At 70.7% G+C, this 23247-nt stretch carries 28 protein-coding genes; 21 read left to right on the top strand and 7 right to left on the bottom strand.

Features of this window, described 5'->3' with window-relative positions; genetic code table 11:
• Window positions 1–56 precede the first annotated feature (56 nt).
• From ATC03_RS10740 to ATC03_RS10690, 11 genes are all read left to right on the top strand, one after another.
• Complete coding sequence (locus ATC03_RS10740) at window positions 57–1043, top strand: amidohydrolase family protein (RefSeq protein WP_067881902.1); 987 nt, start codon at window positions 57–59, stop codon at window positions 1041–1043.
• Entirely contained in the window at window positions 1040–2035 is a 996-nt protein-coding gene (locus ATC03_RS10735) for a fumarylacetoacetate hydrolase family protein (protein WP_067876709.1), read from the top strand. Before ATC03_RS10740 ends, ATC03_RS10735 begins: the two co-directional genes overlap by 4 nt.
• 192 nt (window positions 2036–2227) lie before the next feature.
• Window positions 2228–2980, top strand: coding sequence for an IclR family transcriptional regulator (locus ATC03_RS10730; protein WP_067876706.1), 753 nt, complete (start codon window positions 2228–2230; stop codon window positions 2978–2980).
• Between the two features lie 121 nt (window positions 2981–3101).
• Entirely contained in the window at window positions 3102–4283 is a 1182-nt protein-coding gene (locus tag ATC03_RS10725; protein WP_067876698.1) for a 4-hydroxybenzoate 3-monooxygenase, read from the top strand.
• Window positions 4283–5080, top strand: coding sequence for a protocatechuate 3,4-dioxygenase subunit beta (pcaH, locus tag ATC03_RS10720; RefSeq protein WP_227820066.1), 798 nt, complete (start codon window positions 4283–4285; stop codon window positions 5078–5080). Before ATC03_RS10725 ends, pcaH begins: the two co-directional genes overlap by 1 nt.
• Window positions 5073–5645, top strand: a complete 573-nt coding sequence (gene pcaG, locus ATC03_RS10715) for a protocatechuate 3,4-dioxygenase subunit alpha (RefSeq protein WP_067881896.1) — start codon at window positions 5073–5075, stop codon at window positions 5643–5645. The genes pcaH and pcaG overlap by 8 nt, the downstream gene beginning before the upstream one ends.
• A gap of 31 nt (window positions 5646–5676) precedes the next feature.
• A complete protein-coding gene (locus tag ATC03_RS10710; protein WP_067876695.1) occupies window positions 5677–6858 on the top strand; it encodes a lyase family protein in 1182 nt (393 codons plus the stop codon).
• A complete protein-coding gene (pcaDC, locus tag ATC03_RS10705; protein WP_067876693.1) occupies window positions 6855–8111 on the top strand; it encodes a bifunctional 3-oxoadipate enol-lactonase/4-carboxymuconolactone decarboxylase PcaDC in 1257 nt (418 codons plus the stop codon). Before ATC03_RS10710 ends, pcaDC begins: the two co-directional genes overlap by 4 nt.
• Complete coding sequence (locus ATC03_RS10700) at window positions 8104–8919, top strand: CoA transferase subunit A (RefSeq protein ID WP_067876689.1); 816 nt, start codon at window positions 8104–8106, stop codon at window positions 8917–8919. The genes pcaDC and ATC03_RS10700 overlap by 8 nt, the downstream gene beginning before the upstream one ends.
• Entirely contained in the window at window positions 8919–9560 is a 642-nt protein-coding gene (locus ATC03_RS10695; protein ID WP_067876685.1) for a CoA transferase subunit B, read from the top strand. The genes ATC03_RS10700 and ATC03_RS10695 overlap by 1 nt, the downstream gene beginning before the upstream one ends.
• The gene (locus ATC03_RS10690) at window positions 9557–10786 is read left to right on the top strand and encodes an acetyl-CoA C-acetyltransferase (protein WP_227820065.1); all 1230 of its coding nucleotides are present in this window, start codon (window positions 9557–9559) and stop codon (window positions 10784–10786) included. Before ATC03_RS10695 ends, ATC03_RS10690 begins: the two co-directional genes overlap by 4 nt.
• 20 nt (window positions 10787–10806) lie before the next feature.
• Here the strand turns inward: ATC03_RS10690 and ATC03_RS20585 are convergent, their stop codons facing one another.
• On the bottom strand, window positions 10807–11082 hold the full coding sequence (locus tag ATC03_RS20585) for a helix-turn-helix domain-containing protein (protein ID WP_067876682.1): 276 nt from the start codon (window positions 11080–11082) through the stop codon (window positions 10807–10809).
• Here ATC03_RS20585 and ATC03_RS20580 point away from each other — a divergent pair.
• Window positions 11051–11290 carry a hypothetical protein gene (locus ATC03_RS20580; RefSeq protein ID WP_067876679.1) on the top strand — a complete coding sequence of 80 codons (240 nt, stop codon included), beginning with the start codon at window positions 11051–11053 and terminating at the stop codon, window positions 11288–11290. The two genes, ATC03_RS20585 and ATC03_RS20580, sit on opposite strands and share 32 nt — an antisense overlap.
• 122 nt (window positions 11291–11412) lie before the next feature.
• Here the strand turns inward: ATC03_RS20580 and ATC03_RS10675 are convergent, their stop codons facing one another.
• Together ATC03_RS10675 and ATC03_RS10670 are read right to left on the bottom strand one after the other, a co-directional pair.
• Window positions 11413–11661: a hypothetical protein gene (locus ATC03_RS10675; RefSeq protein ID WP_152030923.1), complete on the bottom strand. Its 249-nt coding sequence runs from the start codon at window positions 11659–11661 to the stop codon at window positions 11413–11415.
• Window positions 11662–11750: 89 nt separating this feature from the next.
• Window positions 11751–13514, bottom strand: a complete 1764-nt coding sequence (locus tag ATC03_RS10670) for an L-aspartate oxidase (RefSeq protein WP_152030922.1) — start codon at window positions 13512–13514, stop codon at window positions 11751–11753.
• A 77-nt stretch (window positions 13515–13591) separates the two neighbouring features.
• Here ATC03_RS10670 and ATC03_RS10665 point away from each other — a divergent pair, with 77 nt between their 5' ends.
• Window positions 13592–14602 carry a LysR family transcriptional regulator gene (locus ATC03_RS10665; RefSeq protein WP_067876673.1) on the top strand — a complete coding sequence of 337 codons (1011 nt, stop codon included), beginning with the start codon at window positions 13592–13594 and terminating at the stop codon, window positions 14600–14602.
• A gap of 41 nt (window positions 14603–14643) precedes the next feature.
• Here ATC03_RS10665 and ATC03_RS10660 read toward each other — a convergent pair whose 3' ends face one another.
• From ATC03_RS10660 to ATC03_RS20980, 3 genes are read right to left on the bottom strand one after another with little or no spacing between them, the layout of a single operon-like run.
• Window positions 14644–15507 carry a glycosyltransferase family 2 protein gene (locus tag ATC03_RS10660; protein WP_084003431.1) on the bottom strand — a complete coding sequence of 288 codons (864 nt, stop codon included), beginning with the start codon at window positions 15505–15507 and terminating at the stop codon, window positions 14644–14646.
• A complete protein-coding gene (locus ATC03_RS10655; protein ID WP_067876671.1) occupies window positions 15504–16133 on the bottom strand; it encodes a DUF2238 domain-containing protein in 630 nt (209 codons plus the stop codon). The genes ATC03_RS10660 and ATC03_RS10655 overlap by 4 nt, the downstream gene beginning before the upstream one ends.
• Window positions 16130–16939, bottom strand: a complete 810-nt coding sequence (locus tag ATC03_RS20980) for an endonuclease/exonuclease/phosphatase family protein (protein ID WP_227820291.1) — start codon at window positions 16937–16939, stop codon at window positions 16130–16132. The genes ATC03_RS10655 and ATC03_RS20980 overlap by 4 nt, the downstream gene beginning before the upstream one ends.
• Window positions 16940–17197: 258 nt before the next feature.
• On the opposite strand from ATC03_RS20980, the gene ATC03_RS20975 reads away from it, so the two are divergent.
• From ATC03_RS20975 to ATC03_RS10635, 3 genes are all read left to right on the top strand, one after another.
• Window positions 17198–17638, top strand: a complete 441-nt coding sequence (locus ATC03_RS20975; RefSeq protein ID WP_067876665.1) for a hypothetical protein — start codon at window positions 17198–17200, stop codon at window positions 17636–17638.
• A 107-nt stretch (window positions 17639–17745) separates the two neighbouring features.
• The gene (locus ATC03_RS10640; protein WP_067876662.1) at window positions 17746–18732 is read left to right on the top strand and encodes a diacylglycerol/lipid kinase family protein; all 987 of its coding nucleotides are present in this window, start codon (window positions 17746–17748) and stop codon (window positions 18730–18732) included.
• A gap of 134 nt (window positions 18733–18866) precedes the next feature.
• Entirely contained in the window at window positions 18867–19316 is a 450-nt protein-coding gene (locus tag ATC03_RS10635; RefSeq protein WP_067876658.1) for an SRPBCC family protein, read from the top strand.
• An 86-nt stretch (window positions 19317–19402) separates the two neighbouring features.
• Here the strand turns inward: ATC03_RS10635 and ATC03_RS10630 are convergent, their stop codons facing one another.
• Window positions 19403–19753: a hypothetical protein gene (locus tag ATC03_RS10630; RefSeq protein ID WP_152030921.1), complete on the bottom strand. Its 351-nt coding sequence runs from the start codon at window positions 19751–19753 to the stop codon at window positions 19403–19405.
• A gap of 97 nt (window positions 19754–19850) precedes the next feature.
• Between ATC03_RS10630 and ATC03_RS10625 the strand changes: the two genes are divergently transcribed.
• The 5 genes from ATC03_RS10625 (at window position 19851) to ATC03_RS10605 (ending at window position 23006) form a co-directional block, all read left to right on the top strand.
• Complete coding sequence (locus ATC03_RS10625) at window positions 19851–20174, top strand: DUF7882 family protein (RefSeq protein ID WP_067876653.1); 324 nt, start codon at window positions 19851–19853, stop codon at window positions 20172–20174.
• A complete protein-coding gene (locus ATC03_RS10620; RefSeq protein ID WP_067876650.1) occupies window positions 20171–20377 on the top strand; it encodes a hypothetical protein in 207 nt (68 codons plus the stop codon). Before ATC03_RS10625 ends, ATC03_RS10620 begins: the two co-directional genes overlap by 4 nt.
• Before the next feature lie 38 nt (window positions 20378–20415).
• Window positions 20416–20694 carry a hypothetical protein gene (locus ATC03_RS10615; RefSeq protein ID WP_152030920.1) on the top strand — a complete coding sequence of 93 codons (279 nt, stop codon included), beginning with the start codon at window positions 20416–20418 and terminating at the stop codon, window positions 20692–20694.
• Window positions 20695–20975: 281 nt separating this feature from the next.
• Window positions 20976–21326 carry a DUF7882 family protein gene (locus ATC03_RS10610; protein WP_067876644.1) on the top strand — a complete coding sequence of 117 codons (351 nt, stop codon included), beginning with the start codon at window positions 20976–20978 and terminating at the stop codon, window positions 21324–21326.
• A 228-nt stretch (window positions 21327–21554) separates the two neighbouring features.
• Window positions 21555–23006 carry a phytoene desaturase family protein gene (locus tag ATC03_RS10605; RefSeq protein ID WP_067876642.1) on the top strand — a complete coding sequence of 484 codons (1452 nt, stop codon included), beginning with the start codon at window positions 21555–21557 and terminating at the stop codon, window positions 23004–23006.
• The last annotated feature ends 241 nt before the right edge of the window (window positions 23007–23247 follow it).

Here is a 23247-nt window from a genome sequence, read left to right as displayed (position 1 = left end):
GCGCCGCGGCCATCACGCGCACCGCGCCGATCACCGACGTGCACGCGCACCTGCTCATGCCCGGCCTGCACGCCGACGTCGAACGCCGTGCGCCCGAGGGCGTGCGCGAGGCCGCCGAGCTCGAACTGCGCCGCAACGGCGCCGTCAGCCAGGCGGTCTCGGGGCCGATGGTGGGCGCCCGCATCCCGAGGCTCACCGACGTCGACGTGCGCCTCGCCGAGATGGACCGGCAGGGCGTCGACCGGCAGTGGGTTTCGGCGTCGCCGAACCACTTCTACCCGTGGGCGCCCGAGGGGCTCGCCGTCTGGGTCGCGCAGGAGGCAAACCGGCTCATCGCCGAGCACGTCGCCCACGCGCCAGAACGGCTCATCGGCCTCGGCGTGGTGCCGCTGCAGCACCCTGAGCGGATCCTCGAGTGCGTCGACGACGCGATCCTCGGGCGCGGGCTCGCAGGCATCGAGATCTCGTCGTTCGCGGGCGATGTCGAACTGTCCGACCCCCGGCTCGAGCCCATGTGGGCGCGTGTCGCCGAACTCGGCGCGGTGGTCTTCCTGCACCCGTTCGGCTGCAGCCTCGACGAGCGGCTCGACCGCTTCTACCTCGCCAACACCGTGGGCCAGCCCGCCGAGAACGCGGTCGCCCTCTCGCACCTGATCTTCTCGGGCGTGCTCGACCGGCATCCGACGCTCAAGCTCGTCGCCGCGCACGGCGGCGGGTACCTGCCCACCGCCATCGGACGCAGCGATCACGCCTGGCGCGTGCGCCCCGACGCGCGCGCCTGCGAGCACCTGCCGTCGTCGTACCTGCGGCGCATCTGGTTCGACACGGTCGTGCACGACGAAGGCGCGCTCCGTCACCTCCTCGAGGTCGCCGGCGCCTCGCAGGTCGTGCTCGGCAGCGACTACCCGTTCGACATGGGCCTCGACGACCCCGTCGCCTTCGTGCGCGACGCGGAACTCGGAGCGGATGCCGAGACCGCCGTGCTCTCCGGAAATGCCGACGCGCTGCTCGGCCGCCTCGTCGAGCAGGGGGTGCGCTCGTGAGGATCGCACGCTGGATCGACGGAACCGACGTCGGTGAGGGCTTCGTCATCGACGACCGCGTCGTGCCGTTCCCCGACGGCGCGACGGTCGCCGAGGTGCTCGCGCAGGGGCTCGAGGCCGCCCACGCCCTGTTCGCCCCCGCGACGGATGCCGCGGGGCGCCCGCTCGGCGACATCCGTCTCATCGCCCCGATCGTGCCCGCTTCAGTCCGCGACTTCGTGGCCTTCGAGGAACACGTCGAGGGGGTCTCCGCGAGCATCGACGGCACGAGCCATGTGCCCGACGAGTGGTACGAGGCACCCACGTTCTACTTCACGAACCCGCACACGACCCTCGGGCCGGGCGAATCCGTCTCGCCACCGGTGACCGAACGTCTCGACTTCGAACTCGAGCTCGCCGCGATCGTCGGCGGCGTCGCCGGTTCCGACGGCGTGAACCTCACCGCAGCGCAGGCCGCCGAGCACATCTTCGGCTACACCGTCATGAACGACTGGTCGGCACGCGACCTGCAGGGCCGCGAGATGAAGGTGCGTCTCGGCCCCGCCAAGGGCAAGGACTTCGGCATGAGCCTCGGCCCCTGGATCGTCACGGCTGACGAACTCGACCCGTTCCTCGACGACGACGGCTTCCTCGCCGTGCGCGCCGAGGTGCGTGTCAACGGCGCGCTGATCGGCGAGGACCTCGTCTCGAACATGGGATGGCCGTTCCCCGAGCTCGTCGCCTACGCGTCCCGAAACTCGCGGGTCGTCCCCGGTGACGTGCTGGGGTCGGGAACGGTCGGCAATGGCGGCTGCCTCGGCGAACTTTGGGGGCGCGCGGGCGAGCTCACGCCGCCGCCGCTCGTCGAGGGCGACGTGGTGTCGATGACCGTCGAGGGCGTCGGCACGTTGAACGCCGCCGTCGGCCCCGCGGTGCACGCGCCGGCGATTCCGCCCGCCCGGATGCGCCCGCGTGCACGACGTCGAGTTCCGCTCGATGAGTCGGCGGCGTGACCGGCGGGCATCGTGCACGGGCGTTCTCGAGATCGCTCGGACCGCGATTGGTAGGCTCGGACCCCGCCCAGCCCCGTCGGCATCTCCCAGGAAAGCACGAAGCCGTGTCCGGTCGTCTCAGCTCACCAAGCTCCGCTGTCGAGCGAACCGCGCTCGAGCTCGTGGGCGACCCACGCGGCCAGGACGGCGGGCATGCCCCGCGGTGACGACGACCGCCGTGTCGCCGAGAAGCTGTTCGCGATCGCCGACGCGTTCGAGCGCGGCGACGAGCTGACGCTCAGCGAGATCGCCGAACGCGCCCGGCTGCCGCTGTCGACGGCGCATCGGCTGCTCGGCGAATGGGTCGAGTGGGGCGGAATCACGCGCTCCAGCGACGGACGATACCGCGTCGGCATCAAGCTGTGGCGGCTGGCCGTTCGCCAGCCGTCGTCGCGACGGCTGCGCATCGCGGCCAAGCTGTACCTCGAGGACCTCTTCGAGTCGACGGGGGAGCACGTGCACCTCGCCGTCCGCGAGGGGCTCGGCGCGGTCTACCTCGAGCGGATGTCGGGGGTGAACGCCGTGCCGTCGATCACCGACATCGGCTCCCGCCTGCCGTTGCACGCGACCGGCGTCGGACAGGCCCTGCTCGCGTTCGCGCCGCCCGGCGTCTTCGAAGACGTGATCGCGGCGGGCCCGCGCAGGTTCCTGCCCGGAACGATCGTCGAGGAGGGGGCGTTGCGCGAGCGGATGGTCCGGATCCGCGCCACGGGCGTGGCGACGTCGGTCGAGGCGCTGACGAAGGGGGCGTTCTCGGTGGCCGCCCCGGTGCGGGACGCCACGGGCGACGTGGTCGCGGCGGTGTCGATCATCGCGCACGTCGAACGGCGCGACGAGCCGCAGTTCGCGCTCGGCGTGCGCATCGCCGGTCGCGGCATCTCGGCGGCGCTCGGCCACCGACCGTAAGCCGTCGGCTCACATTCGACGTGCGGCGAGCCGCTTCCATCCCATGGAATCCGGGATGCGCGGCGAATGCGCCGCAGCGCACGATGGTGCCACCCTTCCATCCACTCGAGAGGACGCAGCGTTGCGAACCCAGGCGGTCATCATCGGAGCCGGCCCCGCCGGTCTCCTGCTCGGGCACATCCTGCACCGGGCCGGCATCGGGTTCACGATCCTCGAGGCCCGGTCGCGTGAGCAAGTGCTCGGTCGGATCCGCGCCGGCGTGCTCGAACAGGGTTCCGTCGACACGCTCGCCGAGCTGGGCCTCGACGCCGACCTGCGCGAGCGCGGACTGACGCACCACGGCATCCACCTCCAGTTCGAGGGGACCCGCCATCACGTCGATTTCGACGAGCTCGTCGGGCGCACGGTCACGGTGTACGGTCAGCAGGCGCTCGTGCGGCATCTGCTCGCCGAGCACGACCGGCTCGGCAGCGACATCCGCTTCGAGGTCTCCGACGTCGCGCCGACCGGACTCGAGGGATCCCCCTCGGTGAGCTTCACGGATGCCGGGGCGACGACCACGATCGAGGGCGACGTCGTGGTGGGAGCCGACGGCTTCCACGGCGTCTGCCGACCGGCGATCCCCGGCATCCGGGCATTCGAACGCGCCTTCCCGTTCGGGTGGCTCGGCATCCTCGCCGAGGTGCCGCCGTCGACCGACGACCTCATCTACGCGCTGCACCCCGACGGATTCGCGATGCATTCGATGCGCTCGCCCGAGGTCTCGCGCCTCTACGTGCAGGTTCGCCATGACGAGTCCATCGACGACTGGTCCGACGCCCGCATCTGGGATGCGCTGCAGACCAGGCTCGGCGTCGACGGCTGGACCCTGCATGAGGGCGAGGTGCTCGAGAAGTCGATCACGCCGATGCGCTCGTTCGTCGCCTCGACCATGGCGCACGGCCGGCTGTTCCTCGTCGGCGATGCCGCGCACATCGTGCCGCCGACCGGGGCGAAGGGCCTCAACTCGGCGATCGCCGACGTCGTGCTGCTCGGCCGCGCTCTCGTCGCCGGCCTGCGACACGGCGACGAGTCCGGCCTCCGCGGGTACAGCGACGCGGCACTCGCACGGCAGTGGAAGGTGCAGCAGTTCTCCGAGTGGATGACCGACCTCCTGCACGTGCACGACGCACCGGATGCCTCGGCCCGCGAGTTCGCGTACCGCAGCCAGGTTGGTCGACTCGAGTACGTGACCGGGTCACATGCCGCCCTCCAGAGCCTCGCCGAGCAGTACGCCGGACTTCCCTTCACGACGGAGCAATGATGCTGAGCACCCCTTCCCGAACCGAGCTGTCGCAACGCACGATCAGCGACGAGATCGCCGACCGCCAAGCGCTCGAGCGCGATGCCGCGGCATCCGCGGGTCGTGGGCTCGAGGCCCACCCGCGGCGGGACTTCGCGCCGTATCGCTCGACCGTGCTGCGGCATCCGACGCACGAACTCGTGCGTGCCGACCCCGAGGAGATCGAGCTCGTGTCGCCGGCGTTCGGCCACACCGACGTCGCGGCGGAGGAGAACGACCTCACCATCCAACATGCCGGGGAACCGCTCGGCGAGCGCATCATCGTGACGGGCCGGGTGCTCGACGGCGACGGCCGACCGGTGCGCAACCAGCTGGTGGAGATCTGGCAGGCGAACGCGTCGGGGCGCTACGTGCACAAGCGCGACCAGCACCCGGCTCCGCTCGATCCGAACTTCACGGGCGTCGGCCGCATCATCACCGGCGACGACGGGTCGTACCGACTGACGACGATCAAGCCCGGCGCCTACCCGTGGAAGAACCACCGCAACGCCTGGCGGCCGGCGCACATCCACTTCTCGTTCTTCGGGTCGGCGTTCACGCAGCGCCTGATCACGCAGATGTACTTCCCGGGCGATCCGCTCTTCGCGCTCGACCCGATCTACCAGTCCATCGTCGACCCGGCCGCGCGCGAGCGGCTCGTCGCCGCATACGACCACGACGTGAGCGAGCCCGAGTGGGCGATCGGCTACCGATGGGACGTCGTGCTCACCGGCCCGCGATCGACCTGGACGGAACCGGAGGATGGCGACCATGCCTGAGCAGCGACTCCTTGGCCAGACGCCGTCGCAGACCGTCGGCCCGTTCTTCGGGTACGCCCTGCCGTACGTCGGCGGACCCGACGTGCGGGCGCCGTGGCATTCCGACGCGATCCGCCTGCACGGCACCGTGTACGACGGCGCGGGCGACCCGATCCCCGACGCGATCGTCGAGATCTGGGGTGCGGATGCCGCAGGCAGGCCTTCGACCGAGCGCGGCGCCCTCGATCGCGACCCGCACGGCTTCGCCGGCTTCGGACGGGCCGCCGTCGACCGCGACGGCCACTACTCGTTCACGACGATCAAGCCGGGCGCGCTGCGTGCCGGATCGGCACCGTACGTGCTCGTGACGGTGTTCGCTCGCGGCGTGCTGCAGCACCTCTTCACCCGGGCCTACTTCGCCGACGAACCCGCTGCGAACGCGGTCGATCCGCTGCTGACCAGCGTCGATCCCGCCCGGCGGAGCACACTGGTGGCCGAGCCCGACGCTCACGGCTCGTACCGCTTCGACATCCGCCTGCAGGGCGAGGGCGAAACCGTGTTCCTCGACTACGGCACCGAGCTGTGATGGAGACGCGGACCGCAATGGAGACGCGGCGATGACGGACTGGGGACTGCTGGAGCCCGGGGCGACCGACCCCACGGGCACCGACGACGACGCGGTGCTCACGGCGATGGTCGACGTCGAACGAGCGCTGCTGCGGGTGTGGGGGAGCGAACTCGACGAGTTCCTCGACGCGCAGGCCGATGCGCTCGACGCCGCGTCGCTCGACCGAACCGCGCTCGTCGAGGGCGTGGCCCGCGACGCAGTTCCGCTCGTCGCACTCGTGCCGGCGCTGCGGGCACAGCTCGAGCGTGCAGGGCTTCCGGCCGATCGCCTCCATCTCGGGGCGACCAGCCAGGACGTGCTCGACACCGCCCTGATGCTCATCTCGCGTGACGCCCTGCAGGCGACCCGCGCCTCGCTCGTCGAGGCGGGTGGGCGCCTCGCCGCACTCGCCGACGCCGAACGGCGGAGCCCGCGCATCGGCCGCACGATCGCTCGCCACGGCGAGGCGAGCACCCTCGGCGTGCTCGCCGCGGGCTGGCTCGACGGCCTCGCCTCGGCGGTCGACGCGATCGACGCCCTCACGTTCCCCGTGCAGTTCGGCGGCGCGGTGGGCACCGGCACGGCGGCGGATGTCGCGGCGGGGCGCCCGGGCGCGGCCGACACCGTACGTGCCGGGCTGGCGGCCGAGCTCGGACTCGCCGACCCGGGTCGTGCCTGGCATGCCGAGCGCACGCCGGTGCTCGCGATCGCCTCCGCGACGGCAGCGGTCGTGGCGGCCCTCGGCCGCATCGCGGGCGACGTGACCCTCCTCTCGCGCGAGGAGCTCGGGGAAGTTCGCGTCTCCGGCGGCGGCGGCTCGTCGGCCATGCCGCACAAGCGCAATCCGGTCGACGCCGTGGCGATCACCGCGGCGGCTGTCGAGGCACCGGGACTGCTGCAGATCATCGCGTCCGCTGCGATCGCGGGCGATGAACGATCCGTGGGTCGGTGGCACGCGGAGTGGGCCTCGCATCGGAGACTCGTGCGCCTCGCCCGGTCGGCGTCGAACGCCACGGTCCGACTCTTCGCGGGTCTCGAGTTCGCTCGCGATCGCGCCGAACAGATCCTGGCGTCCTCCGGTGCGACCGGCGAGCGCCCCGAGCGTGCTGCGCTGATCGCGGCATCCGAGCGGATCGTCGACCGGGCAATCGCTCGCTTCGTCACCGCCTCCGAAGGGAGCACGCGCCCATGACCGTTCCACGCCTGCGAGGTTCGTTCGCTCCGGCCACGGCGCCGGGCGCGTCCAATCCGCTCCTCGCGCTGCTGCCGTCGCTCGGCACCACGTCGGCGCTGTGGGACGGCGTCGTCGCCGCGCTGCGCGTTGACCCGCGCACGGCGGGCCTGCGCATCCTGCGCATCGACCTGCCCGGGCACGGCGCCAGCGCCGCGGCATCCGACCCGTTCACGATCGCCGACCTCGCCGACGCGGTGCTCGCCGTCGTCGACGAGGCGGGCGGTGGCGCCTTCCACGTCGCGGGCGTCTCGCTCGGCGGCGCGATCGCGCTCGAGCTCGCGGCCGCGCATCCCGACCGTGTGCGCAGCCTCGTGATGAGTTGCAGCGGCTCCCGCATCGGCACGGCCGGGAGCTGGGCCGAACGCGCCGCGTCGGTCCGTGCGAGCGGGACCGCGTCGCTCGTGACCGGCAGCGCGTCACGCTGGTTCGCCCCCGGCTTCCTCGAACGCGATGCCGGCGGGCCCGGCGCCCGCACCCTCGGCACACTGATCGACATCGACGACGAGTCGTACGCCCGATGCGCCGAGGCGCTCGGCGCCTTCGACCGCACCGCGTCGCTCGCCGCACTCACCGTGCCCGCCCTCGCGATCAGCGGCGAGCATGACCAGGTCACCACACCCGCGTCGATGCAGGACCTCATCGACGACGTGCCGGGTGGACGCCACGTCGCGCTCGATGGCGCCTCGCACCTCGCGGTGCTCGAAGAACCGGCCGCAGCGGCCGCCCTCATCGCCGAGCACATCGAGCGCGCGGAACGGCACGCCGCGGCATCCGTCGTGCACGACCACGGCCTGTCGGTGCGCCGCAGCGTGCTCGGCGACGCCCACGTCGACCGCGCGAACGCCGCGATCACGGCCGAGACCGTCGCGTTCCAGGACTTCATCACCCGCTACGCGTGGGCCGAGATCTGGGACCGCCCCCAGCTCACCCGGCAGGAGCGGTCGATCGCCACCCTCGCGAGCCTCGTCACCGGCGGCCACGAGGGGGAGCTGCGCATGCACGTGCGCGCCGCCCTCGGCAACGGCCTGAGCCGCGAGCGCATCGCCGAGGTCATCATGCACACCGCGCTCTACGCAGGACTGCCGGCCGCGAACGGCGCCCTGGCGGCGATGACCGACGTGTTCGCGTCGCTCGACGCGTCCGAGACCGAGAACCGACCCGAACCGCACCCCCACGCATCACACCGAGAGGACCGCACGAAACATGGATAAGACCGTCAGCAGCGCCGCCGAGGCGGTCGCGGACATCTTCGACGGCGCGTCGCTCGCGGTCGGCGGGTTCGGCCTGTCGGGCGTGCCGATCTGGACGATCCGCGCCCTCACCGAGCAGGGCGCCACCGACCTCGAGGTCGTGTCGAACAACTGCGGCGTCGACGGATGGGGGCTCGCCGAACTCCTCGAACGAGGCCGCATCCGCCGCGTCATCGCGAGTTACATCGGCGAGAACAAGGAGTTCGGCCGCCAGTACCTCGGCGGAGAGATCGAGGTCGAGCTGACCCCGCAGGGCACGCTCGCCGAGCGGCTCCGGGCCGGAGGAGTCGGCATCCCCGCGTTCTTCACGGCAGCGGGCGCCGGCACGGTCGTCTCAGACGGCGGGATGCCGCTGCGCTACGCCCCCGACGGCTCGGTCGCCCTGGCGAGCGAACCGAAGGAGCTGCGTCCCTTCGGGACGTTCGGGAAGAACCGGGAGTACGTGCTCGAGCATGCGATCCGCACCGACTTCGGGCTCGTGCGGGCTGCGGTCGGCGACCGGCACGGCAACCTGCGGTTCGAGAAGGCGACCCGTAACTTCAACCCCCTTGCGGGCATGGCCGGCAAGGTGACGATCGCCGAGGTCGACGAGCTCGTCGAGCCGGGCGTGCTCGGGCCCGACGACATCCACCTGCCGGGCATCTACGTCGACCGCGTCGTGGTGCTCACGCGCGAGCAGGCGGCCGACCTGCCCATCGAGAAGACCACGGTGCGGCCCCGGCCCGCGGCATCCGGAACCGCTCCCACTGAGGACGAGGAGACCCGCTGATGCCGCTCACCCGCGACGAGATGGCAGCCCGCGCCGCCCGCGAGCTCGAGGACGGCTCGTACGTGAACCTCGGCATCGGACTGCCGACGCTCATCCCCAACTTTCTGCCGGACGACGTCGAGGTCGTGCTGCACTCCGAGAACGGCATCCTGGGCGTCGGCCCGTACCCGTGGGAGGGCGAGGCCGACCCGAAGCTGATCAACGCCGGCAAGGAGACGGTGACCGTGCTGCCCGGCGCGAGCTACTTCGACTCGGCGGCCAGCTTCGGGATGATCCGCGGCGGACGCATCACGACCGCCGTGCTCGGCGCCATGCAGGTGAGCGTCGGCGGCGACATCGCGAACTGGGCTGTGCCCGGCAAGATGGTGAAGGGAATGGGCGGTGCCATGGATCTTGTCAACGGAGCCGAGCGCGTGATCGTCGTCATGGAGCACGTCGCCAAAGACGGCTCGCCCAAGATCGTGCCCCAGTGCACCCTGCCCCTGACCGGTCGCTCGTGCGTAGATCGCATCATCACCGACCTGGCCGTGTTCGACGTCACCGACGACGGACTCGTCCTCGTCGAGCTCGCACCTGCCGTGACGATCCAGCAGGTGACGGATGCCACGGGCGCGCCCTTCACCCTCGGGCCCGACCTGTGACCGCACGATCTGCGACGGCCCTGCGCGAGGTCGTGATCTGCTCGCCGTTGCGCACGCCCGTCGGACGCATGGGCGGCGCGCTCGCGAGCATCTCGGCACTGACGCTCGCCGAGACCGTGCTCGGCGCCCTGCTCGAGCGCACGGGACTCGACCCGGCAGCGGTCGACGGGGTGATCGCCGCGCAGGGGTACCCGACGATGGAGGCACCCGCCTTCGGACGCGTGGCGGCCCTGAACGTCGGCTTCCCCGTGACGACGACCGGCTATCAGCTCGACCGCCGCTGCGGATCGGGCCTGCAGGCCGTGATGAACGCGGCAATGGAGGTGCAGACCGGGGTCGCAGACGTGGTCGTCGCCCTCGGCGCGGAGTCGATGTCGAACGCGCCGCTCTACACCGTCGAGGGTCGACGCGGATTCGGCGGTGCGGGCCTGATGCTGCACGACGCCCTCTCGCGCGGGCGCGAGACCGTTGGCGGGCGCCGTTTCCCGACGCCGGAGGGCAACGTCGGATCTGCCGAACGGCTGCGCGCCGAGTACGGCATCTCGCGCGAGGCACAGGACGCGCTCGCGCTGCGCTCGCACGAACGGGCCGTGGCCGCGCAGCAGTCGGGCGCGTTCGACGCGGAACTCGTGCCGGTCGAGGTGCCCGGGCGCCGCGAATCGGTGATCGTCGGCCGCGACGAGCATCCGCGCGCCGACACCACGCTCGACGCGCTCGGCGCACTGCGCCCCATCCTCCTGCGGAGCGACCCCGACGCGACCGTCACCGCGGGCAACGCGAGCGGACAGAACGACGCCGCGGCCGCCTGCATCGTCACGACACCGGAGCGCGCCGCCGAGCTGGGGCTACGCCCGACGCTGCGGCTCGTATCGTGGGCCGTAGCCGGCAACGACCCGCTGCGCTTCGGCGTCGCGCCCGTGCCTGCCGCGAACCTGGCCCTCGCTCGCGCCGGCATCCGTTTCGCCGATCTCGACGTGATCGAGCTGAACGAGGCGTTCGCCGTGCAGGTGCTCGCGTGCCTCGCCGACTGGGGCCTCGATGCCGACGACCCGCGCCTCAACCCGCGGGGGAGCGGCATCTCGATCGGGCACCCGATCGGGGCCACCGGCATCCGGATGCTCGCGACCCTCGCGCACGAACTGCCTGCCCTCGACGGAACCCTCGCCCTCGAGACGATGTGCATCGGCGGCGGCCAGGCGCTTGCGGCAGTGTTCGAGCGGGCGTAACACGTCGTCGACGTTCGACATCAGTGCGCGCCGATCGCCGAAGGGTCGGATGATCTCAGCCCGCGCGCGGCGACCTCGTGCGCCGCGTAGCGTGCGGGCGTCACGTCGTAGCGTTCCTTGAACGCGGCGATGAAGCTGCTGACGGACCGGTATCCGACCTGCGCCGCGACTTCCTGCACCGAGTCGCCTGCCGCGAGCAGGCCCGCGGCTGCGTGCATCCGTGCCTGCACCCGCCACTGTCGGAACGGAATGCCGGTGCCGGCGATGAAAGCGCGGGCGATCGTCTTCTCGTTCACGGCGAGCTCGGTCGACCAGTCGCTCGCCGAGGGGCGGACGACGCTCATCGTCGCGCATCGGCTCTCCCAGGCGGCCTCAGCCGACCGGATCGTCGTGATGGATCGCGGTCGCATCTGCGAACAGGGAACCCATGCCGGGCTCGTCGCTGCGGGCCGTTCGTACGCCCGCCTCTGGGCGGCCTGGATCGGAGCCAGGACGAGCGACTGACGGTCGTGTTCACTCGATCCGAGTCCGGTCGGGACATTCCTCTGCCGCATTCCCGAGGCGTGCCCGAGAGAACACGAACCCCCCCCACAGCTCGGGCCGCAGGGGGGTTCGACTTCTCGGCGCTACCTCCTGGCTGTGAACGTGTAGACCGGGTTGGAGCCGTTCGGGTAGATGCGGACCCCCGCGTACACGCACGGGCCGACCGTGTACTTCTCCTGGATGTAGACCTTTCGCACCTGCAGGCACTTCGATTGCAGGCCTTCGACCGTGATCGTGCTGGTCGTCGCGGCGAACGCGGGTGCGGCCGTCGTGCTCCCGAGCGCGATCATCAGCGCGGAGGCTGCAAGCGCGGCGACAAGTCGCTTCTTCAAGACATCATCTCCAAACTCGACGCGCGCCGGAGTAGCTCGCGATCGGATCGAGAACAGTATGGCGTCCCGCGGGCGCCGTCCGTCGTCGACTACTCGACGAGCTTGCCCGCCACCGAGACCTCCTCGCGCATGAGGGCCGCGATCTCGGCGGGGATCGGCGGGATCGCCTCGCGGGTGACCCCGGCGGACGGCGACCAGACGAGGTTCACCTGGAGCGCGGCATCCGTCTCGGGGAAGTCGCTGCGGTTGTGGCAGCCGCGGGTCTCGCGGCGCTCGAGTGCGGCCTCGAGGGTGGCGCGGGCGGCGAGCGCGGCGGACTTGAGGTCGAAGGCGTGCGCCAGGTCCTGGTAGCCGGCGATGTCGGGGTGCACACCGACCTCCGCAATGCGCGCCTCGATCGCGTCGAGCTCGGCGAGGCCGGCCAGCAGGCCCTGCTCGTCGCGGACGACGCCGGCGTGCTCGGTCATGGTGTTGCGGATGGCGCGTTGCAGGGCCCGCACGTTCTCGGTGCCGTCGCCGGCGAGCAGCGTCGAGATCTCGTCTCGCGCGGTCCGCACCGCGGCGCCCGATCGCGTCTGCGCGGTGAGCGAGCGCGAATAGTCGATCGCAGCCTGGCCGACGATGCGCCCGAAGACCAGCAGCTCGATCAGCGAGTTCCCGCCGAGGCGGTTCGCGCCGTGCAGGCCCGACGACGCCTCACCGATCGCATAGAGGCCGGGCACGTCGGTGCCGTGGTCCTCCGGGCGCACCCAGACGCCGCCCATCGAGTAGTGCGCGGTCGGCGCGATCTCGATCGGCTCCTTCGTGATGTCGAGCATCTGCAGCTCGAGCATGGTCTGGTATACGCGGGGAAGTCGCTGCATGATCGTCTCGCGGGGCAGGTGCGAGACATCCAGCCAGACTCCGCCGTTGGGGGTTCCGCGACCTTCCTTGATCTCGGTGTAGCAGGCGAGGGCGACGCGGTCGCGGGTCGAGAGCTCGAGCCGCTCGGGGTCGTACTTGTGCATGAAACGCTCGCCGAGGCCGTTGGTGAGGATGCCGCCCTCGCCGCGGGCCGCTTCGGAGATGAGCGTGCCGGCCGCGTTCTCGGGTTCGATGATGCCCGAGGGGTGGAACTGCACGAGTTCGGGGTCGCGCACCCGCCCACCCGCCTCGACGGCCAGGCGCCAGGAATCACCGGTGTTCTCGTCGCGTCGCGACGAGGTGCGCCGCCAGATGCGGTTGTGGCCGCCCGCGGCGAGGATGACCGCGTCGGCGTGGATGAGGTAGCGCGTGCCGTCCTCGACGTCGAAGCCGTAGGCGCCGAACACCGCGCCGTCGTCGTTCACGAGGATGCGCGTGATGTAGACCGTGTCGAGGATCGGCACGCGCAGCTGCGCGGCCCGGTTGATGAGCGTGCGCTGGATCTCGAGGCCCGTGTAGTCGCCGGCGAACGCCGTGCGCCGGTAGGTGTGCGCGCCGAAGAAGCGCTGCGAGATGCGGCCGTCGTCTTCACGGGCGAAGGGCATGCCGTAGCGCTCGAGGTCGTCGATGCCGCGCGCCGCGCCCTCGGTGACGGTGACGACGGTGCGCGGGTCGGCGAGCAGGTAACTCTCCTTCAGCGTGTCGGCGGCGTGCTGCTGCCAGCTGTCGTCGGCGTCGATCGTGGCGAGGGCGGCGTTGATGCCGCCGGCTGCGAGCGAGGTGTGCGCGTCGGACTTGGGCCGCTTGCCGAGGGCGAGCACGTCGACGCCCGCCTCCGCGAGTTCGATGGCGGCGCGCAGGCCGGATCCGCCGGTGCCGATGACGAGCACGGTCGTGGAGATCTGTCGTTCCGGAGTGTTCGAGGTCTTCGAGGGCGTCGGGGTGGTCATGGATGCAACGCTAGGCACCGGCATCCGATTACTCCAATGCATCTACATTATGAAAACGATGCGCGTACGCTATCGATATGAACCTCGAACAGCTGCGCAGCTTCGTCGAGGTGGCCCGGTTCGGCAACTTCACCCGGGCCGCCGAGGAGCGCTACCTCGCGCAACCCTCGCTGAGCCGTCAGATCGCCGCGCTCGAGCACGATCTCGGCGCCGAGCTGTTCCACCGTTCCCGCGGACGCAGCTCGCTCACGGTCGCGGGGGAGTCGCTGCTGCCGCTCGCCCGCCGCATGCTCGCCGACGCCGAGTCGGTGCGCCGTGAACTCGCCGAGCTCGCCGGTCTGGAACGCGGCCGGGTGCGGCTCGGGGCCACGCCCACGCTCTGCATCAGCCTCGTCGCCGAGGTGCTGAGCGCATTCCACGCCGAGCACCCGGCGATCGAACTGCACCTCTCGGAGCACGGGTCGCGCCGGCTGCTCGACGAACTCGCGAGCGGTGAACTCGATCTCGCACTCGTCACGACGTCGGATGCCGCGGCCACCGAGCGCTTCACGGTGACGCCCCTGCTCGTCGAGGAGCTCGTGCTGATCTCGTCGGCCGGTGCGCCACCGGTCTCACCGCGCGACACCATCTCGCTCGGCGAGGTGGCGGCCCTCCCGCAGATCGCGTTCAGCTCGAGCTACGACCTCCGCAACACGACGGATGCCGCCTTCCGCGCCGCCGGGCTCACCCCCGTCGTGGTGCTCGAGGGTGCGGAGATGGATGCCGTGCTCCGCTTCGTCGAGCGGGACCTCGGCGTTGCGATCGTGCCCGCGATGGTGCTGATCGACCGACCCGGACTGCGGTCGGTGCGGCTCGAGGTGTCGACGGCCGGCGCTTCGGAGGCCGGCGCTTCGAAGCCTGGCCTTTCGAAGCCTGGCGTTTCGAAGACCGACGGGTCCGCGCTCTCGCGCACGATCAGCCTCGCCAGACCTGCCGATGTCGCGCCGACCACCGCGGTCGAGACGATGCGCCGTACGATCTCCCAGAGCGCCAGTGCGTTCGCGTCCAGGGCGGGGGCGACCATGCGGATCGCTCGGTCCGAGGACTGAGCCGCGGCCAGAGGCCGCGGGATCGGGTCGGGTTCGGCGGCTCAGCCTCGCGGTGCGACGAGCCGTCGCGCCCGGAGCAGCGCCCGTCGTGCAATGCGGAGCCATGGCAGGTCGTGCGGCCAGTGCAGTACGACGGTGTGCAGTCCGCGTCTCCACCGGAGCCCGCCCTTGCCATCGCTGAGCGGCCGGATCGAGATGCCGGTGCGCAGTGCCCGGACGAGTCGGACGGAGTGCGAGACCCCGACGTGGAATGAGAGGTCCAGATCGTCGTGCGTGAGTGAATCGTGGATGTGCACGTCGTCTCGGACGAGCTGCCACACCCTCCGTCGCAACGCCAGGTTGGAGCCGAAGAGGGGAACGTGGCCGAGCGCGGTCGCGGTGATCACGAAATAGGAGCCGAGGTAGACCGCGGCCGCGGGCGATCGAAGCCATCGAGGGCCGTCGGTGAAGCGAGCGGGGCCGGTGATGGCCGCCACGTTCTCGAGACGGTCGAACGTCGAGACGATCGTGGCCACCCAGTGCGTCGAGGGGATCGAGTCCGCGTCGAGGCGGGCGATGATGTCGCCCCTGGCGGCGTCGTATCCGGCCGCGCTCGCGACGCCGATTCCCGGTGAGGACTCGAAGACGACCCGGGCGCCGTATCGGCGTGCGACCTCGCTCGTGTCGTCGGTCGAGTCGTTGTCGACCACGATCACCTCGAGGGGCTCGAGGGATTGCGAACGAAGCGCCGCGAGACAGTTCGCGAGCGCTTCGGCGTCATCCCTCACGGGGATGACGACGCTGACCGAGACCGGCTTCGGCCGCGAAGCCGCCGACTCCGTTGCACCCGACGACTCCGTTGCAGCACCCGACGCACTCGTCGCGCCCGTCGACGCCGAGGAGACCCGTGGTTCGAGCGCGGTCATCGAAGTTCCCCGGCAGAGGTGCGCTCGGATGGCTGCGTCGCGACGATCGCCGATCCCGCGCGGCCGCGGGCGGTGGCGGTCGGCAGGAGGAGTCCGGCGATGAGTCCGCCGACGCCATCCGCCATCAGGTCGCCGATGGTGTCGTCGTAGCCGACGAAGACGACGGCGTCGGTGAAGGTGTACCCGGCCCACTCGAGCATCTCCCAGATGCTCCCGAGGGCGAGCCCGATCGCCGTGGCCAGCGCGATGACCGTCGGTCCGTGGAAGGTCGGCCGGAGCGACCCCGTCTGCTGCGCCGCCGCCATCACGATCACTGTGACGGCTGCGGTCAGGGCGACGTGCACCAGCTTGTCCCACCCGAAGACCTCGGTGTAGAGGTCGAAGATGTTGCTCCAAGCGGCAAGGAGCGCGATCAGCACGATGCCGAGGTCGACGGACGGCCGGATTCCGAGCGCTCGCGGCGCGAGCGCTCCAAGCAGCGCCAGCATGAAGATGCTGGCCTGCACCGCGCCCCATCCGATGCCGGCGACGAGCACACTGGCGATCGCGAGCAGCCGGACGCCGTCGGCGGCGATGGCGACCACGCCCGCAGGGCGTCGAAGGAACGTCTGCGCGAGGCTGTTCACGACCGCACCTCGCGGCCGATTCCGCCATCCGGCAGCGAACGTTCGGGACATCGGACGAGCGCGTGCACGGGCTCGTGGTCGGAGACGGCCGAGCCGTCGAAGCGGATCGCGTTGACCGCCGCAGCCTCGACCCGAACGGATGGCGACACCAGGATCCGGTCGATCCGCGGGCCCCCCGCGACGGGAGCGCGATAGTCGGAATACGTTCCCCACTCCGGGGTCAGACGTCGGGCGGACGTCGCCCACGAGTCGACGAGGACATCCCCCCGGAACAGTTCCTCGAAGACCTTCGAGCGACGTCCGCCATTGAAATCACCCATGACGATGACCGGCTCATCGAGTCCGGCGGCGATGCGGTGGACGAGTCGAGCGGACCTTCGTCGCGAGCGCTCGGAGAGGTGATCGAAATGCGTGACGATGACGTGGAACCTTGTCCCGAGTGCGAGGTCCTCGAGTTCCGCGTGCACGGCGACCCGGGGGAGGAGGTTGCCGAACGATCGAGACCCCGCGACGTCCGGTCGGTCGGAGAGCCAGTGCACGCGGCGATCGATGAACTGCAGCCGTTCGGCATCGACGTGGATCTCGCATCGCTCGCCGCCGCGGTCGGCATCCCGGCCCGTGCCGAATCCTTCGTACCCGGCACCCAGGGCGACGCGAATGTCCGCCGCCTGATCCGGGAGCACCTCCTGGATGCCCAGCACGGTCGGCCGCTCGAGCCGCAGCAACCGTGCGAGGAGTGGCGCGCGTCGGCTCCACCGATCCGCCGGGCGGACGACCGCGACGCGTCGGCGCACATTCAGCGACATCAGGTGCATGACCGGAGCGAGAACCGACCCGATCAACGGCGAGGGCACCTCGTCCTGCTCCCGGTTTCGCTTCATCCCCTCGACGCTACGGGCGGTCGCGCATCCGGGGTAGGCCCTTGCGCACGGGCTGCGCATCACCATCCCGTCCCGGATTCCACACGCTCCCAGCCGCTCGACCTGCAGCCCCGGGCGGCCCGGGGGCTCGCGGTCGTTGTCAAGCCCCGCCGGTGCGCGGCACCGCGACCGTACCGTTGGCACATGGCCGAGCTCGATGCACGCGACGACCACATCCGACCCGATGGGATCGATGATGCGACGGTCGAAGCGCTCGGCAAACTCTCCGAAGCGTTCGAGGTGACCGAGGATGCTCGCGGCCACCTCTACGCGTTCCACCGCCTCACGGGGCAGGCCGACCTCGCGCTGGGCGATGCGGTCGAATTGCTCCGCGCGGCAGGGCACGACGAATGGGCCGATCGGATCGACGCCGAGCTGGTCGGCCGAAACGTGCTCCAGGGTCGCTGGACCTTCCAGATCGTCGAGGAGTACGACGACGGCTATCACGCGACGTTCACCGACCTCGAGAGATCAGCCCGCGATGCCCTCATCGGTGGCCGGCGGCACGTCTTCGAGTCGGAGATGAAAGAGGCGAGGCGCACGAACGGCCGGCGCGGTCACGAGGCCAGACCTCCGCAGAACTGAGCCGACACGGCGGGACCCATTCCGCCCCAGCAAAGCGAACCGAACGAACATGGTGCGGATCTCCGGGTTCGGATGGATCCGATCCGGACGCTGAGGAGGAATTCAGGATGCAGCAGACCCCTGCGAAGCGGCGCGCGGCCATCGTCTACAACCCGGTCAAACTCGATGCGGACGCGACGCGCCCCGTGTTGGCGGCGATCGAGGCCGACGGGGACTGGGCGCCGAGCCTGTGGCTGGAGACATCCGTGGATGATCCCGGAACGGGCCAGACCGCCAGCGCGCTGGAGCAGGGAGTCGATGTCGTCATCGCGGCCGGAGGAGACGGCACCGTCCGCATCGTGGCCGAAGGCCTGCGCGGCACCGGCGTGCCGCTGGCACTGCTCCCATCGGGAACGGGAAACCTCTTGGCCCGCAACCTGAACCTGACGCTCGACGATCCGGAGCAATCGCTGCGAACCGCCTTGACCGGGGCGGACCGTCCGATCGACATGGCGCTGATCGACATCCGTGGCGATGACGGGACGACGCACCGCCACGCCTATCTCGTCATGGCAGGGCTCGGACTCGACGCGAAGATGCTGGCGAACACCGATGACGACCTGAAGGCGAAGGCCGGCTGGCTCGCCTACGTCAAGGCCATCGGGCTGGCGCTGCAGGACACGGACCAGCTTCGTCTGCGCTACCGGCTCGACTCCGGGCCGACGCACCGGGTTCGTGCCCACACGATCATCATGGGCAACTGCGGTTCGCTGCCGGCCAACATCCTCCTGCTGCCCGACGCCGCGGTCGACGACGGTCGGATGCAGATCGTCCTCCTTCGCCCGGAGGGCTTCTTCGGTTGGGTGCAGATCATGACCAAGATCTTCTGGGAGAACGGGGTCCTTCGCCGCACCTCGGCCGGCCGTCGCCTGATCGGCGTCACGAAGGAGGTGCGTGCGCTCGACTATCTGAACGGCAAACGCCTCGACGTCTCCCTCAACCGAGCCGAACAGATCCAGCTCGATGGCGACTCCTTCGGGGAGGCCCGATCGTTCAGGACCTGGGTCGATCCGTCGAGTCTGCTCGTGCGGGTGCCGCGAGACGCCACCGACTGACCGGGCGTCCCGTGCGGGCGTGCGTCGCCGAACCGAGGCGCTCCGTCCTGTCAACCCCGCGATACCTCCGGTGCTGCTGGTTAGCGTCGTGGTGGGGTCGCGGCACGTCGGCGTCAGGCCCGAAGGGAAACGACATGTCGCGAAACGTCCGGGCCATGCAGTGCTCACCATCGGCAGTGTTCGCCGTGCTGGCCGACGGGTGGCTCTACCCGACGTGGGTCGTCGGTGCTTCCCGCATGCGCGATGTCGACCCCGAGTGGCCGCAGGAGGGCAGCCGCCTCGCGCACTCCGTGGGGGCCTGGCCCGCACTCATCGACGATGAGACCGTGAGCCTCGCGTGGAATCCGCCGCACCGTGCGGTCGTGCGTGCCAAGGGGTGGCCGATCGGCGAAGCCGAGGTGACGATCGACGTGCGCCGCCACGGTGACGGCTGCCTCGTTCGCATTCAGGAGGAGGCGGCCGAAGGCCCGGGCTCCTGGGTGCCTCGGGCGATCACCGACCCGATGCTGTACCTGCGCAACCGCGAGACGTTGCAACGGCTCGCCTTCGTGGCCGAGGGCCGCGAGCAGAACGGCGAATCCTGAGGTGCCCGGTTTCGCCGGAGTGGCGGCGGTGAGCTCGCGGCATCCGACGACGTGGTCGGTGATGACGCCCATTCGTGCCGGCACCCTCACCCGGCGTAGGGCTCCTGGAGCTCCTCTGCGTCGAGCCCGATGTCCGTCATCTCGTCGGGCCAGGCCACTGTCGAGGGCTCGATGCGGCGCGTGCGCTCCTCGAGGTCGGCGACGAGCGCGGCATCGGTGAACTCGCCGATGGAGTCGGCGACGTGGGTCGAGAAGAGCTGGCTCGCTGGGCCGAGCAGCACGTGCGCCGTGGTGACGGCTCCACCTTCGCCGAGGATCGGGATCGTCACCACATCGGAGGTGTGCGCGTCGGCGAGGGCTCGGGCGTACCGGAGGACCGCCTTGCTCACCGCGTCTGGTGTGATCAGGTATCCGTTCGCGTAATGCAGTCGCCTCATGGCCCGAGTATGCGCGTGCGCGCCCCGAGCGCAAGGGGGGTTGCACGGCCGGGAATCGGTGTGAGACTGTGCCCGACCGCTTCAGGAAGGAGGCGCCGTGGGCAAGTTCATCTACGAGACGCTTCGCGTGGACTTCGAGGATCGTGTGCTCGCGCACCTTCAACAGGTGATCGGCGCCAAGCTGAGGCGAGGCGAGTCCTTCCATTTCTCGTGGCGCGACGACGCGTCGATCGGAGACGGCCGTACGACCATCTGGTTGCATCCGTCGGCGACGATCGTCTACAAGTACTACGGCTCGCGACCGCCCTCCATGAATCGTGCCTGGATCGAGGCGCTCAGCCAAGTCGCCAATTCAGGAGCCGGGCTCCATCTGGTGCCCGAGCCGAGCGAGCCGACGACGACGAACGGGGGCGACCGATGAAGCGCATCGACATCTACTACGGGGGCCAGCACTACTCCGTCTCCGGGCGCGAGTACGAAGACGTCCGTCAGGAGATCCTCGGCGGCCTCGCGTCCGGACAGGCGTGGCTCCGCGTCAACATCGGCGAAGGCCAGGACGTCCCGAGCGACTTGCTGATCTCACCCGGCGTGGCGATCTCCCTCGTGCCGATCGCCGCCACGTAGACCCGCACGCAGACGAAACGGAACGGACGGATCACCTGATGCTCCGAACGCGGATGAAGATCGACGGGCGGGAGTACCTCCTACCGGCGGACCACGACCCCGAGACCGTCATGGCGAACATCACCGGACTGGTTCGAGCGGGAGGGGGTTTCGTCGAGGCGATGCGGTCGCCCGATCGCACCGTGAGCGTCTTCGTCTCGCCCGGCATGAGCCTGTCGGTCGAGGTGACCGATGTCGATGGCGACGTGCTCGAGCATTCGGACTCCGACGAGCCATGGCTGCCACCGTCGGCGCTCGACCCGTTCGACCTGCAGTGAGCATCGATCAGCGCGACGAAGGGCGCGAATGGCGCGACGACGTGCGCGATTCGAGCCCGGGCGTCGTCGAGCGGGACCGAGTTGGCGTGTCTCGGCGTGCGGTCTGGATCGACGAGCCGTGATGCCAGACGAGTCCGACTGACCGTCTGTCCCTCGCATCCCCCGGAATGGGGTCTGCGAGGTAGGCTCGGAACGTAGTCATCTCCGCCGTGAAGTGTTCCCGGCGTATCGGTATCGGCCCCGGCGACCGTTCGTTCAGAACGGCACGGAGGCGAACGGCCATGGGCCTGTTCATTTACGACACCAGACTCGAGGTCGACCTCGACGATCGAGTGCTCGCGCACCTGCAGATCGTGATCGTCGACAAGTTTCGGCGCAACGAGAAGTTCGCGATGAGCCTGCTGCATGCCGGACGATCCGTCACGATCTGGATGACGGCCCAGTCACGCGTGCAGTTCGTCTACTCCGGCAACCGTCACCCGGCGATCAATCCGGCGTGGCTCGGCACGATGTCCGAGCGTGCGGGCATGTCGGGCGTGCTTCGGATCGTGCCCGAGCCGCCCGCGCCGCCCGCGCCCGCGAGAGCTCACCCGGCGGGACGGGTTCGTTCGCGAGAGCCGGCACTGCGCTGACCGCTGCACCCGCCCGGACCGGCCTGGTTCAGCAGGCCGACACGCGCTGTCAACCCGGTGAACGGCAGCGTCCGACCGGGTAACGTCGGCATCAGACCGCACGAGCGCAGGCCGGTGCACTGCGAAGAACCCGCCCGAGCGCGCGGCCGGGAGGAACACGATGTCACGGAGCGTTCACCGCCTCGCCTCCGCTGTCGCCGGGGCCCGCCGACAGATCGACGAGACGTCGTGACGGATGCCGATGCCGTCGTCGTCGGCGCGGGGCCCAACGGGCTCGCGGCGGCCGTGACCCTGGCTCGGGCAGGCCTGCGCGTGCAGGTGTTCGAGCGGGGCGACACGATCGGCGGCGGGGCGCGCACGGCGGAGCTCACGGTGCCCGGATTCCGGCACGACGTGTGCTCGGCGGTGCATCCGATGGCCCTGGCTTCGCGGTTCTTCCGCGAGTTCCAGTTGGCCCGACGCGTCGAGCTGCGGCATCCGGCGGTCGCCTACGGGCACCCGCTCGACGGCGGCGCGGCCGGCCTCGCGTACCGCGACCTCGACCGCACGGTCGACGGGCTGGGCCGCGACGGGCGGGCGTACCGCCGTTTGTTCGAGCCCCTGGTGGCGCACGCCGACGCGGTGGCCGAGTTCACGGGCAGCAACCTGCTCGGTGTGCCGCGCGACCCGGTGACCGCGGCCCGGTTCGGGCTGCGTGCGCTCGAGCAGGGCTCGCCGCTCTGGAACGCGCGCTTCGCCGAGCAGGTCGCGCCGGCCATGCTGGCCGGGGTCGCCGCCCACGCGATCCTCCCGCTTCCGGGCCTCGCGCCCGCCGGGGTGGCCCTCTCGCTCGGCACGTACGCGCACGCGCGCGGCTGGCCGATCCCGGTCGGTGGCAGCCAGTCGATCGTCGACGCGCTCGCCGACGACCTGCTCGCGCACGGCGGCACGATCACGACGAACGCCGAGATCACCGACCTGCGCGAGCTGCCACGTGCCCGCGCGGTGCTGTTCGACGTCACCCCGAAGGCGCTCGTCGCGATCGTGGGCGAGCGGATGCCGCGGCGCTACGCCAGGGCACTGCAGGCGTTCCGCTACGGCAACGCGGTCGCCAAGGTCGACTTCGCCCTGTCGGGCCCGGTGCCGTGGGCGAATCCCGAACTCCGCGCGGCGGGAACCGTGCACGTCGGCGGCACCCGCGCCGAGATCGCCCGTGCCGAACGCGACGTCGCCCGCGGCCGCCACGCGGAGGCGCCGTACGTGCTCGTCTCGCAGCCGTCGATCGTCGACGACACCCGCGCGCCCGCCGGGCGCCACGTGCTCTGGGCGTACACGCACGTGCCCCGCGGATCCGACCTCGACCAGCGCGAGGCGATCACCCGGCAGATCGAGCGGTTCGCACCCGGATTCCGCGACCTGGTGCTCGGGGCGTCGAGCCGCACGGCGCTCGATGTCGAACGGTACGACCCGAACTACGTGCTCGGCGACATCGCCTCGGGCGCTCCGACGATCGGGCAGCTGCTGCGACGCCCGGTGCTCTCGACCGATCCCTGGCGCACGCCAGTGGGCGGCGTGTACCTCGCGTCTGCGTCGACGCCGCCCGGCCCCGGCGTCACGGGCCTCAACGGCTGGTACGCGGCTCGCAGCGCCCTGCGCCACGAGTTCGGCGTGCGGGCGCGACCCAACCTCTCGCTCGACTGAGCGGCCTCACGCCCTGCCGGTGGCGGAGGCGATGAGCACCCAGGTCTCCCCGCAGAGCAGGCACATGGCCATCGACGGCGGCCGGGTGATACCGGGCCTCACGGTCGAGGCGCTCACGATCCGCACCCCGGGTGAGTCGCAGTTGCGGCAGATCACGGGGTACCTCGGGTCGGTGGATGGCCTGGCGTCTCGGGCTCAGCGTGCGTCGTCATCGTGCCGGCCATGGTGAAGCCTCCATCTC

The sequence above is a fragment of the Agromyces aureus genome, assembly GCF_001660485.1.
Taxonomy (GTDB): Bacteria; Actinomycetota; Actinomycetes; order Actinomycetales; family Microbacteriaceae; genus Agromyces; species Agromyces aureus.
The sequence above is the reverse complement of the archived record's forward strand: the minus strand, read 5'-3'. Positions and strand labels throughout refer to the sequence as shown.

Excerpts from the sequence above, each read along its gene's own strand:
- ATC03_RS10695 (WP_067876685.1), top strand. The coding sequence starts at position 8,919 with ATGCCGCTCACCCGCGACGAGATGGCAGCCCGCGCCGCCCGCGAGCTC.
- ATC03_RS20580 (WP_067876679.1), top strand. The coding sequence starts at position 11,051 with ATGAAAGCGCGGGCGATCGTCTTCTCGTTCACGGCGAGCTCGGTCGAC.
- ATC03_RS10620 (WP_067876650.1), top strand. The coding sequence starts at position 20,171 with ATGAAGCGCATCGACATCTACTACGGGGGCCAGCACTACTCCGTCTCC.
- ATC03_RS10710 (WP_067876695.1), top strand. The coding sequence starts at position 5,677 with ATGACGGACTGGGGACTGCTGGAGCCCGGGGCGACCGACCCCACGGGC.
- ATC03_RS10740 (WP_067881902.1), top strand. The coding sequence starts at position 57 with ATGCCCGGCCTGCACGCCGACGTCGAACGCCGTGCGCCCGAGGGCGTG.
- pcaG (WP_067881896.1), top strand. The coding sequence starts at position 5,073 with ATGCCTGAGCAGCGACTCCTTGGCCAGACGCCGTCGCAGACCGTCGGC.
- ATC03_RS10640 (WP_067876662.1), top strand. The coding sequence starts at position 17,746 with ATGCAGCAGACCCCTGCGAAGCGGCGCGCGGCCATCGTCTACAACCCG.
- ATC03_RS10615 (WP_152030920.1), top strand. The coding sequence starts at position 20,416 with ATGCTCCGAACGCGGATGAAGATCGACGGGCGGGAGTACCTCCTACCG.
- ATC03_RS10660 (WP_084003431.1), bottom strand. The coding sequence starts at position 15,507 with ATGACCGCGCTCGAACCACGGGTCTCCTCGGCGTCGACGGGCGCGACG.
- ATC03_RS10670 (WP_152030922.1), bottom strand. The coding sequence starts at position 13,514 with ATGACCACCCCGACGCCCTCGAAGACCTCGAACACTCCGGAACGACAG.
- ATC03_RS10665 (WP_067876673.1), top strand. The coding sequence starts at position 13,592 with ATGAACCTCGAACAGCTGCGCAGCTTCGTCGAGGTGGCCCGGTTCGGC.
- ATC03_RS10635 (WP_067876658.1), top strand. The coding sequence starts at position 18,867 with ATGTCGCGAAACGTCCGGGCCATGCAGTGCTCACCATCGGCAGTGTTC.
- ATC03_RS10700 (WP_067876689.1), top strand. The coding sequence starts at position 8,104 with ATGGATAAGACCGTCAGCAGCGCCGCCGAGGCGGTCGCGGACATCTTC.
- pcaDC (WP_067876693.1), top strand. The coding sequence starts at position 6,855 with ATGACCGTTCCACGCCTGCGAGGTTCGTTCGCTCCGGCCACGGCGCCG.
- ATC03_RS20980 (WP_227820291.1), bottom strand. The coding sequence starts at position 16,939 with ATGTCGCTGAATGTGCGCCGACGCGTCGCGGTCGTCCGCCCGGCGGAT.
- ATC03_RS10730 (WP_067876706.1), top strand. The coding sequence starts at position 2,228 with ATGCCCCGCGGTGACGACGACCGCCGTGTCGCCGAGAAGCTGTTCGCG.
- ATC03_RS10630 (WP_152030921.1), bottom strand. The coding sequence starts at position 19,753 with ATGAGGCGACTGCATTACGCGAACGGATACCTGATCACACCAGACGCG.
- pcaH (WP_227820066.1), top strand. The coding sequence starts at position 4,283 with ATGCTGAGCACCCCTTCCCGAACCGAGCTGTCGCAACGCACGATCAGC.
- ATC03_RS10610 (WP_067876644.1), top strand. The coding sequence starts at position 20,976 with ATGGGCCTGTTCATTTACGACACCAGACTCGAGGTCGACCTCGACGAT.
- ATC03_RS20975 (WP_067876665.1), top strand. The coding sequence starts at position 17,198 with ATGGCCGAGCTCGATGCACGCGACGACCACATCCGACCCGATGGGATC.